At 75.7% G+C, this 18,756-nt stretch carries 2 protein-coding genes; both read left to right on the forward strand.

The genetic code is table 11. The features are described 5' to 3' along the window. Positions 1-321: 321 nt before the first annotated feature. Positions 322-8,172 (forward strand): amino acid adenylation domain-containing protein, encoded by a 7,851-nt coding sequence (locus tag ACFYXV_RS32900; RefSeq protein WP_389384922.1) that lies wholly within the window; start codon positions 322-324, stop codon positions 8,170-8,172. Further along, the gene (locus ACFYXV_RS32905) at positions 8,169-18,677 is read left to right on the forward strand and encodes an amino acid adenylation domain-containing protein (protein ID WP_389384923.1); all 10,509 of its coding nucleotides are present in this window, start codon (positions 8,169-8,171) and stop codon (positions 18,675-18,677) included. The genes ACFYXV_RS32900 and ACFYXV_RS32905 overlap by 4 nt, the downstream gene beginning before the upstream one ends. Positions 18,678-18,756: the final 79 nt, after the last annotated feature.

An 18,756-nucleotide genomic window follows, 5' to 3' on the forward strand; every position in this document is an offset into this window, starting at 1 on the left:
ACCTCCCCGGCCGCCACCGCTCCCGGTGTCGTTTGCGCCCGCCGACGCCCCGCGCGGCCCGTGCGGCCCGCGCGCATGCCTCGACGTCGATGTCAGGATCCGCGCCCGCACCGTCGGCCCCTCCCGGGTCCGCGGAGTGCGCAGCCGACCTCGTTGCCCGGATCCAGCTGTCACGGGATCGCGGTACCGAGGATTTCTCCGGGCTCATCGGGCGTCGTCAAGAGGCGTATTAGTGGGACTTTCGGGACCCTCCGGCCGTCGCGGACAGTGGCCTCACGTCGTCGTTGATCGACCGATCCGACTGAGGAGACTGACCACCGCATGGCCACTCACGACCGCGGGCCGCTGCCCCTGACCCCGCCGCAGAACGGCGTCTGGTTCGCGCAGCAGCTCGACCCCGCCCGCCTCGACTACACCATCGCCGAGTACCTGGAGATCCGCGGGGCGGTGGATCCGGAGCTGCTCGCCGAGGCGGTGCGCACGACGGTGGCCGAAACCGAGACGTTGTGCGTCCGCTTCGCCGAGGTGGACGCGGTGGTCCACCAGATACCCGCCGGGCCGCCGCCGCTGCGGATGGAGACGGTCGACGTCAGCGACCACCCGGACCCGGACGCCGAGTCCGAGCGGCTGATGCGCGCCGAGCTGGCCCGGCCGACGGACCTGGCGTCCGGGGACGTGTGCCGGCACCTCCTGGTGCGGACCGGTCCGGCGACCTACCGCTGGATGCAGGGCTACCACCACCTCGTCGCGGACGGGGTCACCGGCTCGATCCTCGCGCGGCGGACCGCGCAGGTGTACTCGGCGCTGGTCGCGGGCGAGCCCGTGCCGGCCGTCGAAAGCGCGCCGTGGCAGCGGATCGTGGCCGAGGAGGAGGAGTACGCGGGCTCCGAACGGTGCGCGAACGACCGGGAGTTCTGGCGGGCCCACCTGGACGGGGCTCCCGAGCCCGTCTCCTTCACCGGCAGCGTCCCGGCGCCCGCCTCGGGTACGACGGTGCGGGTGAGCGGCGACCTCGACCCCGCCGACGCCCGCACCCTGCGCGAGGCGGCGCGCCGGTACGGCACGCGCTGGTCGGCGCTGGTGATGGCCGCGGCCGCCGCCCACCTGCACCGCGCGGGCGGCACCGAGGACGTGGTGCTGGGGCTGCCGGTCACCGGCCGCACCACCCCGGACGCCCGCCGGACACCCGGCATGTTCTCCAAGGTGCTGCCGCTGAGGCTGACGGTCACCGCGGACACGACGGTCGGCGAACTGCTGCGCGGCACCTCGGCCGGCATCAAGGAGGCCCTGCGCCACCAGCGGTACCGCATCGAGGAGTTCACCGGGACCGGACCCCGGCTGTGGGACGCCGCCGTCAACCTCATGTCCTTCGACTACGAGCTGTCCTTCGCCGGCGCTCCCGCCTCCGCGCACAACCTCTCGGTCGGCCCGGTGGAGCACGTCTCCCTCAACGTCTACGACCGCGGCGGCGACAGCCCGCTGACCGTGCAGGCCGAGGGCGACGCCGCCGACCTCGATCGGATCGAACTCGACGCGCTGCGCGTGCGGTTCACCCGCTTCCTGGTCGCCCTCGCCTCGGCCGAGGACGAGGCTCCGGTCGGCTCGCTGCCCTTCCTGACCACCGAGGACGAGGAGCGGCTCGCCGCCTTCGCCGAGGGCGGCGTCGACCCCGTGGCAGGGGACGCGTCGCTGCACGCGCTCTTCGAGGAGGTGGCGGCGCGCACCCCCGAGCAGGCCGCCGTGATCTGCGCCGGCCAGGAGGTCACCTACCGGGAGCTCGACGCCTGGGCCGAGGACATCGCGGACCGGCTGCGGGCGGCCGTCGAACCGGGCACCCCGGTCGGCGTCTGCGTGGAGCGCTCCCCGTCGATGGTCGCGGCCCTGCTCGGCGTCCTGAAGGCGGGCGGCTGCTACGTACCGCTCGACCCCGGCCTGCCGCCCGAGCGCATCGCGTACATCGTGCGCGACGCCGGGCTGCGCACGGTCGTCGCCGGGCCGGGCAGCCGCGACCGGCTGCCGCACGACCTGCCGAGCGTGGTCGACGCGAGCGCGCCGGCCGCCGGCTCCGCCTTCGGCCGCAGGTCCGTACCGATGCCGGCCGCGTCCGCCGCGTACCTGCTGTACACCTCGGGCAGTACGGGCGAGCCGAAGGGCGTCGTCGTCCCGCACGCGGCGGCCGTCGACTTCGTACGCGGCCACCTCGCGCTGTGCGGCGCGGGCGACGGCCTCGGGTCCGGCGACGCCGGCGGTTCCGGTGGGTCCGGGCGCACGGAACGGTTCCTCGGGTTCGCCTCGCTGTCGTTCGACGTGTCGGTCCTGGACGTGTTCGGTTCTCTGCTGAGCGGTTCCACCCTGGTCCTCGCCACCGACGCCGAGCGGGTCGACGTCGACCGGCTCCAGGCGTTGCTCGCCGAGCACGCGGTGACGGTCGCCGACCTGCCGCCGGCGCTCCTGCCGCTGCTGGACCCGGCGGGACTGCCGGCGCTGCGGTTCCTGTCCACGGGTGGTGAGGCACCGTCCGGGGACGCCGTGGACCGCTGGGCCACGGAGGGCCGCGAGGTCTGGAACGCGTACGGGCCCACCGAGGCGGCCGTGTCCGTGACCATGCACCGGGTGGTTGCGCCCTCGCACGGCCGGATCCCGCCGATCGGGCGCCCGATGGTCAACCACCGTGCGTACGTGGTCGACCGGGGGCTGGGGCTGTTGCCGCCGGGAGCGACCGGCGAGCTCTGCGTGGCCGGTGCCGGCCTCGCCCACGGGTACGCGGGGCGCGCGGCCATGACCGCCGACCGTTTCGTGCCGGACCCCTTCTCCGGGGTGCCCGGTGCGCGGATGTACCGGACGGGCGACCTCGTGCGCTGGACGGCGCGGGGCGAACTGGAGTTCCTGGGGCGGGTGGACCGACAGGTCAAGATCAATGGCCACCGGATCGAGCTGGGCGAGATCGAGGCGGTGCTCGGCCGGCAGCCCTCGGTGGGGCAGGCCGCGGTCGTCGTGCACGCCCCCGCGGGCGGATCCCGCCGGCTCGTCGCCTTCGTGGCACCGCCGGCCGACGGCGGCCCGGCGCCCGAACCGGATGCGCTGGCGACGGAGTTGGGTCGGGTCCTGCCGGGCTACATGGTGCCCCGCACCTTCGTGGCGGTGGACCGGCTGCCCCTCACCCCGGGCGGAAAGGTCGACCGCGCACGGCTGCACGTACCCGAGGTCGCGGCCCGTCCGGAGCACCCCGAGCGGGTGTACGGCGCCACCGAGCAGACCCTCGCGGCCCTGTTCTCCGAAGCCCTCGGCACCACCGCGACCCCGGACGACAACTTCTTCGAGCTCGGCGGCGACAGCATCACGGCCCTCGGCCTGACCAGCCGGGCGCGGGCCCGGGGCTTCTCCTTCACCCTGCGCGAGGTGTTCGCGCACAAGACCCCGGCCGCCCTCGCCGCGGCCGTCGGCGAGCCCGGCCACGGGGCCTCCGCGGCCACCGCCGCTCCCACCGTCGCGGAGTGCGGTCCGCTCCCCGCGACACCGGTCATGCGCTGGCTCCTCGACGGGCCGGGTCCCATCGGCCGGTTCAGCCAGTCCATGGTGCTGACCCTGCCCGAGGGCGCGGACGACGCGACGCTCGTACGGGTCCTGGAGTCGGTCGTGGACCGGCACGGGGCGCTGCGCCTCGGCGTCACCACCGGCCCGGAGGGCCGGCTGTGCACGGTCGGCGAGCCCGGTTCGGTCGACGTGTCCCGGCTGTACCGCACCGTCGACGTGGCCGGGTCGGACGAATCCGCCCGCGCCGCGATCATGGCTGACGCGGCCCGGGAGGCGTCCGGACAACTGGACCCCGCGACCTCGGCGATGCTCCGGGCCGTGCGCTTCGACACCGGTGGGGCGGCGCCGGACCGGCTGCTGCTGTGCGTGCACCACCTCGCGGTGGACGGGGTGTCGTGGCGGATCCTGACGGCCGACCTGGCCACGGCCTGGGAGGCCGCCGTCGCCGGGCGTCCGCTGCCGGCCGCGGAGGGGGAGGTCTCGTTCCGCGCGTGGGCCCACCATCTCGAACTGCAGGCAGGTTCCCCCGAGGTGCAGGCCGAGCTCCCCTTCTGGCGCTCGACGCTGGACTCCCCCGGGGACGCCACGGAACCGCAGGAGCCCTGGCAGCGGATCCCCGACCCGGTGCGGGACACCGCCGGCGCCACGCGCACGCTGACGCTCGGCCTGCCCGCCGAGGTCGCCGGCCCGCTGCTGGCCGGGGTGCCCGGCGCGCTGCGCACCGGCCCGGCCGAGGTGCTGCTCGCCGGACTGGTCCTCGCGGCCCACCGCCTGCGCTCCCCCGGCAGCGCCCCGGGGTCGCTGCTGGTCGACCTGGAGGGCCACGGCCGCGTCGACCGCACCGGCCGGCACGACCTGGCACGCACCGTGGGCTGGTTCACCACCCAGTACCCGGTCCGGTTCGATCTGGACGGCCTCGACCTGGACGCGGCGGCCCGGGGCGGCGACGCGCTCGCCGAGCTGGTCGCGCGGATCCACTCGACGATCGCCTCCGTACCGGACCACGGCACCGGGTTCGGGCTGCTGAGCAGGCTCGATCCGCGAACCGCCGCAGAGCTGTCCGGGCTCCCGCGCCCCCGGATCCTGTTCAACTACCTGGGCAGGTTCGCCGGCGGCGGCGAGGCGCCGTGGAGCCCCGCCCCCGAGGCGGGCGGCCTGCGGGCCGAGGTGGATCCGGCGATGCCCGTCGAGCACGCCCTGCAGATCGACGCCATGGCCGTGGACGGCGCCGACGGTACCGCCTTCACCGCGGTCGTCACCCATCCCGCGGACCTGTTGACCGAGGCCGAGGCGGACGACCTGGTGGCGGCCTGGGGCGAGTCCCTGCGGCTGTTGGCCGGCTGGACGGGCGCCCCCCGACCGCGCCGCCTCACCCCCCGTGACCTGCCGATGGTCCGTCTGACGCAGCCGGAGACGGACGCCCTGGCCGCGCGCTACGCCGGGCTCTGCGACGTGCTGCCGCTCTCGCCGCTCCAGGAGGGGCTCTTCTTCCACTCCGCTTTCGACACGGGGGCGATGGACGCGTACACCGGCCAGATCGTCCTCACCCTGGCCGGCGCCCTGGACGAGGACACCCTGCGGGCGTCCTGCGACCGGCTGCTGCGCCGCCACACCGCGCTGCGCTCCGCCTTCACCGACCGGGATCTGGACGGGCCGGCGCAGATCGTCGTCGAATCCGTCGCGGTGCCGTGGGAGGCCGTGGACCTGGGCGGACTCGGCTCCGCGGACCGGGAGCGGGAGTGGCAGCGGCTGCTCGCGGCCGACCGGGCCCGCCGCTTCGACCTGGAGCGGCCGCCGCTGGTGCGCTTCACCCTGGTCCGGTTCGGCGCGGCCGAGCACCGCCTCGTCATGACGAACCACCACATCGTCTGGGACGGCTGGTCCTCGGCGGTGCTGCTGCGCGAACTGCTCACCGGATACGCCGAGCAGGCCCCGGGCGCCGGGTCCGGTCCGGTCGCGGAAGGGGTCCCGTACCGCTCGCACCTGGACTGGCTGGCCCGCCAGGACGACGCCGCGGCCGAGACCGCGTGGAGCACCGCGCTGGCCGGGCTGGAGGAGCCGACCCTGCTGGGCGCGGCCGATCCGAACCGGATCGACGCGCTGCCCGAGCGGGTCCCGGTGGAGCTGTCGGCCGAGCTGACGGCCCGGCTCACCGCGCGGGCCCGTACCGCGGGCGTGACCCTCAACAGCGTGGTCCAGGGAGTCTGGGCGATGCTGCTGGGCCGGGTGACCGGGCGGGACGACGTGGTGTTCGGCGGGACCGTCTCCGGGCGGACCGCGGACGTCGCGGGCATCGAGGACATGGTCGGCCTGCTGATCAACACCCTGCCGGTGCGGTTCCGGATCCGCGAGGACGAGCCGCTGCTGGCCGCGCTCGGCCGGTTCCAGGACGAGCAGGCGGAGCTGATGGACCACCAGCACGTCGGGCTCGCCGGCATCCAGCGGGCGGCCGGGCTGGGCGCCCTCTTCGACACCACGGTCGTCGTCGAGAACTACCCGCTCGACCTGGAGTCGATGCGGGAGCTGGCCGGCGGACCGCGGCTGGCCGGGGTGGAGGGCTCGGACGCCACCCACTACACCGTCAACCTCATCGTGCTGCCCGGTGAGCGGCTGCGGCTGCACCTCGACCACCGTACGGACGTCCTCGACGCGCGGACGGCGCGCAGCCTGGGCGAGGCGCTGGAGCGGCTGCTCACGGCCGTCGCCGACGCCCCCGCCACCGCGGTCGGGGAGGTGGACCTGCTGTCCGCGGAGCAGCACCGGCTGATCCGCGAGTGGAACGGCACCGCCGTGCCGGTTCCCGACACCACGCTGGTGGAGCTGTTCGAGCGGCAGGTGGCCCGGACGCCGCAGGCCCCGGCGACCGTCTTCCGCGGCGAGTGCCTGACGTACGGCGAACTCGACGCCCGCGCCGAGCGGTTGGCCCGGGCCCTGCGCGCCCGGGGCGCCGGTCCGGAGGAGATCGTCGCGGTCGCCCTGCACCGCTCCACCGAGATGGTGGTCTCGCTGCTGGCCGTGCTGAAGGCGGGGGCCGCCTACCTTCCGGTGGACCCCTCGCTGCCGGCGGACCGGATCGCGTACCTGCTGTCCGACGCCGGGCCGGTGCTGCTGCTCGCGGACGACGAGGTGGCGGCGGCACTGCCGGTCCCGGCGGACGTGCCCCGGCTGGATCCGGGGGCCGTCCACGACGGGGATCCCGGTGCGGCGGGGCCCGCGCCGCTGCCCGCGCACCCCGCGTACGTGATCTACACGTCCGGGTCGACGGGGCGGCCCAAGGCCGTCGTCGTGGAGCACTCGGCCATCGTCAACCGGCTGCTGTGGATGCAGGACCGGTACCGGCTGGGCGCGGACGACCGGGTGCTGCAGAAGACCCCGTTCGGCTTCGACGTGTCGGTGTGGGAGTTCTTCTGGCCGCTGATCACCGGCGCGGCCCTGGTCGTCGCCGAGCCCGGCGGGCACAAGGACCCCGCCTACCTCAGCCGGGTGATCCAGGAGGAGTCGGTCACCACAGTCCACTTCGTCCCGTCCATGCTGGCGGCGTTCGTCGAGGATCCCGGGGCGGGCCGCTGCCGGTCGCTGCGGCGGGTCGTGTGCAGTGGCGAGGCCCTGCCGGAGGAGCTGAAGAACCGGTTCCTCGATGTGCTCGACGTGCCCCTGCACAACCTGTACGGGCCCACGGAGGCAGCCGTGGACGTCACGCACTGGGACTGCCGCCGCGAGGACGCCGGGCCCGTGCCGATCGGCCGGCCCATCTGGAACACCTCGCTGTACGTGCTCGACCCGCGGGGCCGGCCCGTCCCGGTGGGGGTCGCCGGCGAGCTGTTCCTGGCGGGCGCGGGCCTGGCCCGCGGATACCTGCGGCGCCCGGCACTGACCGCGGAGCGCTTTCCGCTCGACCCCTTCGGCCCGCCGGGCTCGCGCATGTACCGCACCGGGGACCTGGCCCGCCACCGGGCCGACGGCTCGGTGGAGTACCTGGGCCGCACCGACGACCAGGTGAAGATCCACGGCTTCCGGATCGAACTCGGCGAGATCGAGACGGCGCTGGGCCACCTCGGCGGCGTCGGCCGGGCCGCGGTCGTCGTCCGCGAGGACGTCCCGGGCGAGCGCAGGCTCGTCGGGTACGTCGTCCCGGAGGCCGGGGCGGACCCGGCGCCGGACACCGAGCCGATGCGTGCCGAACTGGCCCGCTCCCTGCCGGAGTACATGGTGCCGGTGCTGGTCGTCGTGGACGGGCTGCCCGTCACCCCGAACGGCAAGCTCGACCGCAGGGCGCTCCCGGCGCCCGCCGCGGCGGCCGCCACCGGGTACGAGCCGCCCGCCGGGGAGACCGAGGAACTGGTCGCCATGGTGTGGGCCTCCGTACTGGACGCGCCGCGGATCGGCCGCCACGACGACTTCTTCGCCCTCGGGGGGCACTCGCTGAGCGCCACCCGGGTGGCGGCCCGGCTGCGCCAGTCCCTCGGCCTGGACCTGCCCCTGCACACCCTCTTCGAGCAGCGGACCGTCGCCGCCCTCGCCATCGCCGTCGAAGCGGTGCTGCTGGCCGAACTGGAGGCCGAACCCGCCCCGTTCGCCGCCACCGACGCCACCGACGCCGCCGTTCCTTCACTCGTACTTCAGGGAGAGACCTCGTGACCACCCAGGACAGCCTGCCGGCCACCGGCACGGACAGCCGCCTGGCCGCCGCCCGTGAACTGCTGCGCCGCCGTGTGCGCGCCGCGCTGGACGACACGGCGGCCGGCCCGGCCGCCGCGCCGGCGCCGGTCCCCGCTCCGGCCGCCGACGGGCCGGACAGCGAGCCCGTCGCCTCGTTCGCCCAGGAGCGGATGTGGCTGGTGGACCGGATGGCGGACGGCACCCCCGGCTACGCGATCCCCGAGGTCGTGCGGCTGCGCGGCCGCCTGCACCCGGAGCCGCTGCGCCACGCCCTGACGGCCGTCGTGGCCCGTCACGCACCGCTGCGCACCGTCTTCGAGGAGCGCGACGGCGCCCCGCACCCCGTGGTCCTGCCCGCCCCGGCGGCCGTCCCGCTGCCGGTGCTGGACCTGGGCGACGCCCCCCTCGCCGAACTGGAGGAGCGGGCCCACGCCCTGGCCCGCGAGGAGGTCCGCAGACCCTTCGACCTCGCGGCCGGCCCGCTGCTGCGCGCCCTGCTGATCCGGCTCGGCGCCGAGGACCACCTGCTGGTGCTGGTGGTCCACCACATCGCCACCGACGGCTGGTCCATGGGCCTGCTGTGGCGGGAGCTGTCCGAGGGCTACGCGGCCCTGCTCGCGGAGCGGCCCCTGGCGCAGGCGCCGCTGCCGCTGGACTACCAGGCGTACGCCCGTACCCAGCGCGACCGGTTCGCGAGCGGCGCGATGGACGGTCAGCTGCGCTGGTGGGAGAAGTCCCTGGCGGGGCTGGAAGCTCTCGAACTGCCCGCCGACCGGCCCCGTCCCACCCGTCGCAGCGGCGACGGCGCGAGCCTGGAGTTCACCCTCGACGCCCACCTCACCACCCGGCTGCGCGGGATCGCCGAGGGCGCCGGCGCCACCCTCTTCATGACGCTCCTGGCCGGCTTCCAGGCCACCCTGGCCCGCTGTGCGGGCAGCACGGACATCGCCGTCGGCACCCCGGTGGCCGGGCGCGACCGGGTGGAACTGGAGCCCCTCGTCGGGTTCTTCGTCAACACCGTGGTGCTGCGCGCCGATCTGTCGGGCGAGGTCGGGTTCCGTGAGCTGCTCGGCCGGGTCCGCCGGGCGACGGTGGACGCGTACGACCACCAGGAGGTGCCCTTCGACCGGCTGGTGGAGCACCTGAGCCCCGAGCGGGTCGGCGACCGCAACCCGCTCGTGCAGGTGATGTTCGCGTCGGCCCAGGACGAGACGGCCGGGCTGCGGCTGCCGGGCCTGGACGCGCGGGCCGTACGGACCGACTTCGGCGGTTCCCTCTTCGACCTGAGCGTCTTCGTCTCCGAGGGCGCCGAGACCTGCTCCGGCTCGCTGGTCTTCGACACCGACCTGTTCGACCGGGCCACGGCCGAACTCGTCCTCGGCCACTACCTGGAGCTGCTGGCCTCCGCCGCCGAGGAGCCCGACCGTCCCGTGGCCGAGCTGCTGCCCTCCGCCCCGACCGCGGCCCGGCTCGCGGCCGAGGGGCACGGCACGGTCCGCCCGGACCTGGCCCCGGCCTCCCTGGTGGAGCTGTTCGCCGAGCAGGTCCGGCGCACCCCCGGCGCCGAGGCCGTCGTCTGCGGCACCGACCGCCTGAGCTTCGCCGAACTCGACTCCCGGTCCGACCTGCTGGCGGCCCGGCTGGCCGCCGCCGGGGTGGAGCGCGAAACCCCCGTCGCCCTGCTGATGGAGCGCTCGGTCCACCTCCCCGTGGCGATCCTTGCGGTCCTGAAGGCCGGCGGACTCTACGTCCCGCTCGGCGAGGGATTCCCCGTCGCCCGGCTGCACTGGATGCTGGAGCGGACCGGCGCCCGCCTGCTGCTCGCCGATCCCGCGACGGCCGGCCACGAGGCGGTCCGCACCTCGCCCGTTGCGGTCCTCGACGCGACGGCCCCGGCGGACGGGGCTGCGGCCGCCGCACCGGCCCCTTACCCGCCGTGCTCGCCGGCCCAGTTGGCCTACGTGATGTACACCTCCGGTTCCACGGGCGAGCCGAAGGGCATCGGCGTCACCCACGCCAATGTCGCGGCGCTCGCCCGTGACACCGCCTTCGGCGCCGCGCACCGGCGGGTGCTGGCCCACTCCCCGCTGTCGTTCGACGCTTCGACGTACGAACTGTGGGCGCCCCTGCTGTCCGGCGGGCTGGTGGTCATGGCCCCGCCCGGCCGGGTGGACACCGCCGCCCTGGCCCGGCTGGTGGAGGAGCACCGGATCACCTCGATGTTCCTCACGGCCGCCCTGTTCAACCTGGTGGTCGAGGAGTGCGTGGAGCTGCTGACGCGGGTGCGGGAGGTGTGGACGGGCGGCGAGGCCGCCTCCCCGCACTCCTTCGCCCGGGCCCTGGAGCAGGCTCCGGACACCGTCCTCGTCAACGTCTACGGGCCCACCGAGACCACCACCTTCGCCACGCGCCACCGGCTGGACCCCCGCGCCGGCGCCGTCGTGGACGGCAGGGTCCCGATCGGCACCGCCCTGGACGACACCCGCCTGTACGTCCTGGACGGGCGCGGCCGCCCGGTCCCGCAGGGCGCCGTCGGCGAACTGTGCGTCGGCGGTACCGGCGTGGCCCGCGGCTACCTCGGCCGACCCGGCCTGACCGCGCGGCAGTTCACCCCCGACCCGTACGGCGCTCCGGGCGCCCGGATGTACCGCACGGGCGACCTGGCCCGGCGGCGCCCCGACGGCACCGTCGACTACCTCGGCCGGAGCGACCAGCAGGTCAAGATCCGCGGCCACCGGATCGAACCGGGCGAGATCGAGGCCGAACTGGCCCGCAGCCCGCGGGTCGGACACGCCGCGGTCGTGGTCCGCGAGGACACCCCCGGCGAGCAGCGCCTCGTCGCCTACGTGGTGCCCTCGGAGGGCCTGGTGGCGGACCCGGCGGAGCTGCGCCGGGCGCTCGCCGACCGGCTGCCCGCGTACATGCTGCCCTCGGCGATCGTGTCGCTCGCGGCGCTGCCGGTGACGCCGAACGGCAAGCTGGACCGGCGCGCGCTGCCCGCGCCCCCCGAGGAGGGGGCGCTCCGGGCCGAGTTCGCGCCGCCGGCGACCGCGACCGAGGAGCTCGCCGCGGCCGTGTGGGGCGAGGTGCTGGGCACCGGGCGGATCGGCCGCCACGACGACTTCTTCGCCCTCGGCGGCCACTCGCTGCGGGCCACGCGCGCCGTGTCGCGGCTCGGCGCCCGCCTGGGCAGGGGCGTGCCGCTGCGGGTGCTGTTCGAGCACCCCACGCTGGAGCGGTTCGCGTCGGCGCTGGACGCCCTGCACGGCGACGGCCCCGACGCCGCCGCTCCGGCGGCGCCCCCCGTCACCGCGATCGGCGCCCGGCCGGCCGGGGAGCCCGCGCCGCTGTCGTTCGCGCAGCAGCGGCTGTGGTTCCTGGACCAGCTCCAGCCCGGCCGGCCCGACTACAACATTCCCGTCGCGGCCCGGCTGCGGGGCGCGCTGGACGCCGACGCGCTGGCCGCCGCGCTGTGCGCGGTGGTGACCCGGCACGAGGTGCTGCGCTCGCGGATCGCCGAGGGCCCGTCGGGCCCCGTACAGATCGTGGAGGCGCCGGGGGTCTTCGTCCCCGTCCGCACCGACCTGGGCAACCTGCCCCGCGAGGAGGCCCGTTCGCGGGCGCTCGGCCTGGCCCACGCCGACGCCGCCGCGCCGTTCGACCTGGGCTCGTCGCCGCTGCTGCGGGCCCGCGTGGTGCGGGTCGCGGACGACGAGCACCTCCTCGTCCTGGTCCTGCACCACACCGTCGGCGACGGCTGGTCGATGCCGGTGCTGTGGCGGGAGCTGTCCGGGGCCTATGCGGCCCTGCGCCGCGGCGAGCGTCCGGTGCTGCCGGAACTGCCGGTCCAGTACGGGGACTTCGCGTACTGGCAGCAGCGCCGGCTGGCGGACGGGGAGGCCGACGCGGGCATCGCGCACTGGCGGGCGGCCCTCGGCGGGCTCCCGGCCCTGGAGCTGCCCACCGACCGGCCGCGGCCGCAGGTGCGCTCCGGCGCGGGCGACGCCTTCGTCTTCGAGGTCCCGGCCGAGCTCGCCCAGCGGCTCGGCGCGCTGGCCCGGGAGCGCGGCGCCACCCTGTTCATGGTGCTGCTGGCCGGTTTCCAGGCGCTGCTGGCCCGCTATACGGGCCAGGTCGACATCGCGGTGGGCTCGCCCATCGCGGGCCGCGACCGCACCGAGCTGGAGCCTCTCGTCGGGTTCTTCGTGAACACCCTCGTGCTGCGCACCGACCTGTCCGGCGACCCGGCCTTCGGTGAACTGCTAGGGCGGGTGCGCCGGACCGCGCTGGCCGCGTACGAGCACCAGGACGTTCCCTTCGACCGGCTGGTGGAGGAGCTGCGGCCGGAGCGCGACCTCAGCCGCAACCCGCTGTTCGACGTGCTGTTCCAGCTTCATCCCGAGCAGCTCGACGCGCTGCCGCTGGACGGTGTGGAGGTCGAGAGCCTCGACACCTCCAACGGGACGGCCAAATTCGACCTCAGTCTGGCGATGACCGAGCACCCCGGCGGTCTGACCGGCACCGTCCAGTACGCGACGGACCTCTTCGACCGGGCCACCGTCGAGCGGTTCGGCGCCCACTACCTGCGGCTGCTGGCCGGTGCGGCCGAGACCCCCGACGCGCCGCTGTCCCGACTGGACGTCCTGTCCCCGCGGGAACACGCCGCCCTGCTCGGGGAGGACCCGGGTCCCCGGGCGGACCGGCCGGCGGCCGGGACCCTGCACTCCCTGGTGGCGGAACAGGCCCGGCTGCGGCCGCACGCCCCGGCCGTGACCTGCGAGGGCCGCACCATCGGTTACGCGGAGCTCGACGCGGCCGCCAACCGGCTGGCCCACCGCCTGCGGGAGCTCGGCACCGGCCCCGAGACCCGGGTGGCCGTACTGGCCGGCCGGGACCCGCGGATGCTGGTGTGCGTCCTCGCGGTGCTGAAGGCCGGCGGCGCCTACGTGCCGCTCGACGCGGGACACCCGGCCGAGCGGGTCCGGACGGTCCTCGCCGACAGCGGCGCCCACCTGGTGCTGACGGCGGGCCTGCCCGGCGGGCCGCCCACGGACCTGACCGGCGACGTACCGGTCCTGGACCTGGACGCCGAGCAGCACGTGGTGGACACGCTGCCCGCCACGGAGCCGCCCGTCCCGGCCTCCCCCGCGCACCTGGCCTATCTGCTGTACACCTCCGGGTCCACCGGCCGCCCCAAGGGCGTGGCCGTCACGCACGGCGCCATCACCGGCTACCTGGCCGCGCTGACCACCACCTTCGGCCTCGGTCCCGAGGACTCGGTGCTCGCCCGTACCGCGCTGACCTTCGACCCTTCGGTGCGTGACCTGTTCGCCCCGCTGACCACCGGCGGGCGGATCGTGCTGGCCTCGCAGGACGAGGCCGGGGACCCGGAGGCGCTGGCCCGGCTGCTGCACGGCGAGGGCGTGACGGCGCTGCTGTCGATCGTCCCGTCGATGCTGGAACCGCTGGTCGCCGCCGTCACCGAACCCGCCGCCGCGCTGCGGCTGGTGATGACCACCGGCGAGGCGCTGACGCCCGGACTGGCGCGCGCCGCCCACGCCCTGGGCTCGCCCGGGCGGCTGCGGCTGGTCAACCAGTACGGTCCGACGGAGTGCACGAACACCACCACGTACCACGTGGTGACGGACGCCGACATCGAGGCGGGCCGCATCCCCATCGGGCGGCCGCTGCCCGGCGCCCGGGTCCTCGTGCTCGGCGAGCACCTCGAACCGCTGCCCCGGGGCGCGATCGGTGAGCTGTTCATCGCCGGCCGCGGGGTGGCCCGCGGCTACCTGGGCGATCCGGCGCGCACCGCCGAGGCCTATCCGCCGGACCCGTACGGGCCGCCCGGCGCGCGCATGTACCGTACCGGCGACCTGGCACGACTGCGCTCCGACGGGGTGCTGGAGTTCCACGGCCGCCGGGACAACCAGGTCAAGGTCCGGGGCCACCGGATCGAACTGGGCGAGGTGGAGGCCGCGCTGCTGCGTCATCCGGACGTGGCCCGGGCCGTGGCCGCCGCGCACGGCGAGGGCGCCGACCGGCTGCTCGCCGGGTACGTGGTGTGGCGGGAGGGCGGCGGTGATCCGGCCTCCGTACTGGACTTCGTCCGCGCGGCCCTGCCGGCGGCGATGGTGCCGTCCGCGCTGGTGGTGCTGGACGCGCTGCCGCTGACCCCGAACGGGAAGACCGACCGCCGCGCGCTGCCCGCGCCGGAGGCCGGCACCACCGGCGGGCACCGGGCGCACGTGGCCCCGCGCACCCCGCTGGAGCGGACGGTCACCGAGGTCTGGGAGGAGGTGCTCGGCGAGGGCCCGATCGGGGTCCGCGACCACTTCTTCGAGCGCGGCGGGCACTCCCTGCGCGCCACCCGGGTCATCTCCCGGCTGCGCGCCCTGCTGGAGCTCGACATCCCGATGCAGCTGCTCTTCCGCCACCCGGTGGCCGAAGACCTCGCCCGGGCGCTGGCCTCGCTGGGCGCCGCCGGGGCGACGGGACCGGCGATCCCCGCGCTGCCCGAGGGGCCCGGCCCGCTGTCCTTCGGGCAGCAGCGGCTGTGGCTGCTGGACCGGCTCCAGCCGGGCCGGCCCGACTACAACATGCCCGGCGCCGTACGGCTGACCGGGGAGCTCGACACCGCCGCCGCCCTGGGCGCGCTGACGGACGTCGTCGCCCGGCACGAGGTGCTGCGCTCCCGGATCGAGGAGACCGGGGAAGGCCGCGGTGAAGGAGCCTTCGCGGCCCGCGTCGTGCCCGGTCCGGTCTCCCTGTTCACCCCCGGCTTCACCGACCTCTCGGAGCTCGGTGCTCCGGCGGCCGAGGAGCGGGCGCGGGAGCTGGCCGCGCACGACGCCGCGCTGCCCTTCGACCTGACGGCCGCGGGCCCGCTGCGGGCCCGGCTGGTGCGGATCGCGGAGCGGGAGCACCTGCTGGTGATCGTGGCCCACCACATCGCCTTCGACGGCTGGTCGGTGGGGGTGTTCTGGCGGGAGTTCTTCGCCGCCTACCGGGCCCGCACCGTCGAAGGGTCCGAGCCGCTGCCCGAACTCGCCGTCTCTTATCGCGAGTTCGCCTCCTGGCAGCGCGACCGCCTCGGCGACGACGCGCTCGCGGACACCCTGGGGTACTGGCGCGGGCGCCTCGGCGGCCTGGCCCCGCTGGACCTGCCCACCGACCGGCCCCGGCCGGCCACCCCGTCCGGGCGCGGCGAGCAGTTCTCCTTCGAGCTGCCCGAGCCGCTGCTGCGGCAGCTGCGCGACCTGGGGCGCCGGCACGACGCCACGCTGTTCATGGTGCTGCTGGCGGGCTTCCAGGCCCTGCTGGCACGCTGGTCGGGCGGCGAGGACGTGGCCGTGGGCTCCCCCATCGCCGGCCGCGACCGCACCGAACTGGAGCCGCTCATCGGCTTCTTCGTCAACAGCCTGGTACTGCGTACCGACCTGTCCGGCGACCCCGCCTTCGGCGAGCTGCTGGACCGGGCCCGGGAGACGGCGCTGGGGGCCTACGCCCACCAGGAGGTCCCGTTCGAGCGCCTCGTGGAGGAGGTGCGGCCGGAGCGCGACCTGAGCCGCAACCCGCTGTTCCAGGTGATGCTCGTGCTCGACGAGGAGGCCGCCGCACCGCCCGCGCCGGCCGGCCTGGACGTCGAACCGCTCTCGCTGGCCAGCGGTGCCTCGAAGTTCGACCTCTCGCTGTACTTCGTCGAGGAGCAGGGCGCGCTGCGCGGCGAGGCCGTGTTCGCCACCGACCTCTTCGACCGGGCCACCGTCGAGCGCATGACCTCGGCGCTGACCGAACTGCTCACGGCCGCGGCGGCCGATCCCACGACCCCGCTGGGCGCCCTTCCCCTGATGGGTCCGGTCGAGGAGCGCCGGATCCTGTGCGCGGGTGCCGGGTCCGCCGAGCCGGCCGCCGACCGGCCGCTGCCCGTGCTCGTCGGCGAGCAGGCCTCCCGTACCCCGCGGGCGGTCGCCGTGGACGACGGCGACCGGAGCCTGACGTACGCCGGACTGTGGGAGGTCTCGGGCCGGCTGGCCCGGGAGCTGACCCGCCTCGGCGTCGGTCCGGAGGCCGCAGTGGCGGTCTGCGCGGAGCGCTCCGTGCTGCTCCCGGCGGCGCTGCTGGGCGTGCTGCGCTCCGGCGGCCTGTACGTGCCCGTGGACCCCGGCTATCCGGCCGACCGCATCGGCTACATGCTCGCGGACAGCGGCGCCCGGGTCATGGTGGTGTCGGGGCTGTCCGATACCGCGCAGGTCCCGGACGGGGTCACCGTGGTGGACCTCGACGCCCTGGCCGCGGACGGGAGCGTGCCGGCCGACCTCGCACCCGTGCGGCTGGAGCCGGAGCAGCTGGCGTACGCCCTCTACACCTCGGGCTCGACGGGACGCCCGAAGGGGGTCACCGTCCCGCACCGGGCGCTGGCCAACTTCACCCGGGACATGGTCCGCAGGCTGGAACTGACGGCCGGTGACACGGTCGCGGCCGTCACCACCGCCTCCTTCGACATCGCCGTGCTGGAGCTGCTGGTCCCGCTCGTGTGCGGAGCGACGGTACGGGTCGTCGACCGCGAGACCGCGCGGGACGGCAACCTGCTCGCGAAGGAGCTGGACTCGGCGCCGGTCACGGTCGTCCAGGCCACTCCGGCCACCTGGCACCAGCTGATGGAGTCGGGGTGGCGGGCGCCGCACGTACGGGCGCTGTGCGGCGGCGAGGCGCTGCCGTCGGCTCTGGCCGAGCGGATGCGTACGGCGCTGGGCACCGTCTGGAACGTGTACGGGCCGACGGAGACCACCGTCTGGTCGACGGCGCACCGGCTGTCCGGCCCCGTCGGCGACGGGCCGGTGCCGATCGGCACGGCGCTGGCCAACACCCGGCTGCACGTACTGGACGCGGGGCTGCGCCCGGTGCCGGTGGGTGTGTTCGGCGAGCTCTACATCGGCGGTGACGGGGTGGCCCGCGGCTACCACGGGCGGCCGGGGCTGACTGCGGACCGGTTCGTACCCGATCCGTACGGGGCGGGCGAACGGCTGTACCGCACCGGTGACCTCGTACGCCGCCTCGCGGACGGCACGCTGGAGTACCGGGGCCGGGCCGACGGCCAGGTGAAGGTGCGCGGCCACCGCATGGAGCTCGGCGAGATCGAGTCCGCGCTCGCCCGCCACCCGCGGGTGCTGGCGGCGGCCGTGGCCGTCCACGGCACGGGGGTGGACGCCGTCCTGGCCGGCTACGTGACCTGGCGGGACGCGGAGGGCGACGTGCGCGAGCTCGGCGACTTCCTGCGCCAGGACCTCCCCGAGTACATGGTCCCGGCGGTCCTCACCGCGCTGGAGCGGCTCCCGCTCACCCCGAACGGCAAGCTCGACCGCAAGGCGCTGCCCGCGCCGTCGGCGGAGGCGGCGCGCGGTGACGGCGCGGGCCGGATCGCCCCGCGCGACACGAGCGAGCTGCGGATGGCGCGGCTGTGGGAGCAGACCCTGGGCACGGCCCCGATCGGGGTGCGTGACGACTTCTTCGCGCTCGGCGGCCACTCGCTCAAGGCGTTCTCCCTGATGGCGGCCGTGCGCAGGGAGTTCGGGGTGGAGCTGCCGCTGAACCTGGTGTTCCGTCGGCGCACCGTGGAGCTGCTGTGCGAGGCGCTGCCGGACGCGGGGGCGGCCGCCGCCAGGCTGCTGGTACCGCTGGCCGACGGTGACCCGTCCAGGCCTCCGCTGGTCCTCGTCCACCCGCGGGGCGGTGACGTCGTCTGCTACCGGGACCTGGTGCGGGACCTGTCCGCCCGCCCCGGGGGCGACCGGCGGATCCTCGGTCTGGAGTCGGTGGGCTACAACACCGGCGAGAGGCCGCTGGAGACGGTGCCCGAGATGGCCGAGCGCTACCTGGCCGCCCTGCGCGAGGAGCAGCCGCACGGCCCGTACCTGTTGGCCGGCTGGTCGTTCGGCGGGACGGTGGCCTACGAGATGGCCGCCCGGCTGGAGGCCGCAGGCGAGGAGGTCGCCTTCCTGGGCCTGATCGACGCGGCCGCGCCGGGGGCGGCTCCCGGGAACCGGTCCGGTACGGCTGCCGGGCCGGGCGATCCGGACCTGCTGCGGTACGGCATCGCCGCCGGGATCGAGGCCGACTCGGCGCGCGAACTGGACGAGGAGGAACTGCTCGACGTCCTGGTGCGCCGGGGCCGCGCGGAGGGCACCCTCCCCCGTACCGCCCCCACGGAGGCCCTGCGCAGGGTGTTGCGGGTCGCCGAGGCGAACGGAGCGGCCTCCGCCGCTTACCGCACCGACGCCGTCCTCGGCGTCGGCCTGCACCTCTTCACCGTCGACGAGCGGCACCCGGAGCTCGGGACCCCGCTGGTGGACCCGGTGGCCTGGCACGCACGCACCGCGGGCGACGTCCTGCGAGCTGCGGTCCCGGGCAACCACCACGACCTGGTGGACCCCCCGCACTGCGCGGCGCTGGCCGAGCTGCTGGCCGCGGCCCTGCCCTCCTGACCCGTTCCAGCCCCGCTCCACCCCGCTCCACCCCGCTCCACCACCAACCCTTCCGCATTCCCGATCCATCGAGGAGATC

The sequence above is a fragment of the Streptomyces sp. NPDC002181 genome (assembly GCF_042890485.1).
GTDB lineage: Bacteria > Actinomycetota > Actinomycetes > Streptomycetales > Streptomycetaceae > Streptomyces.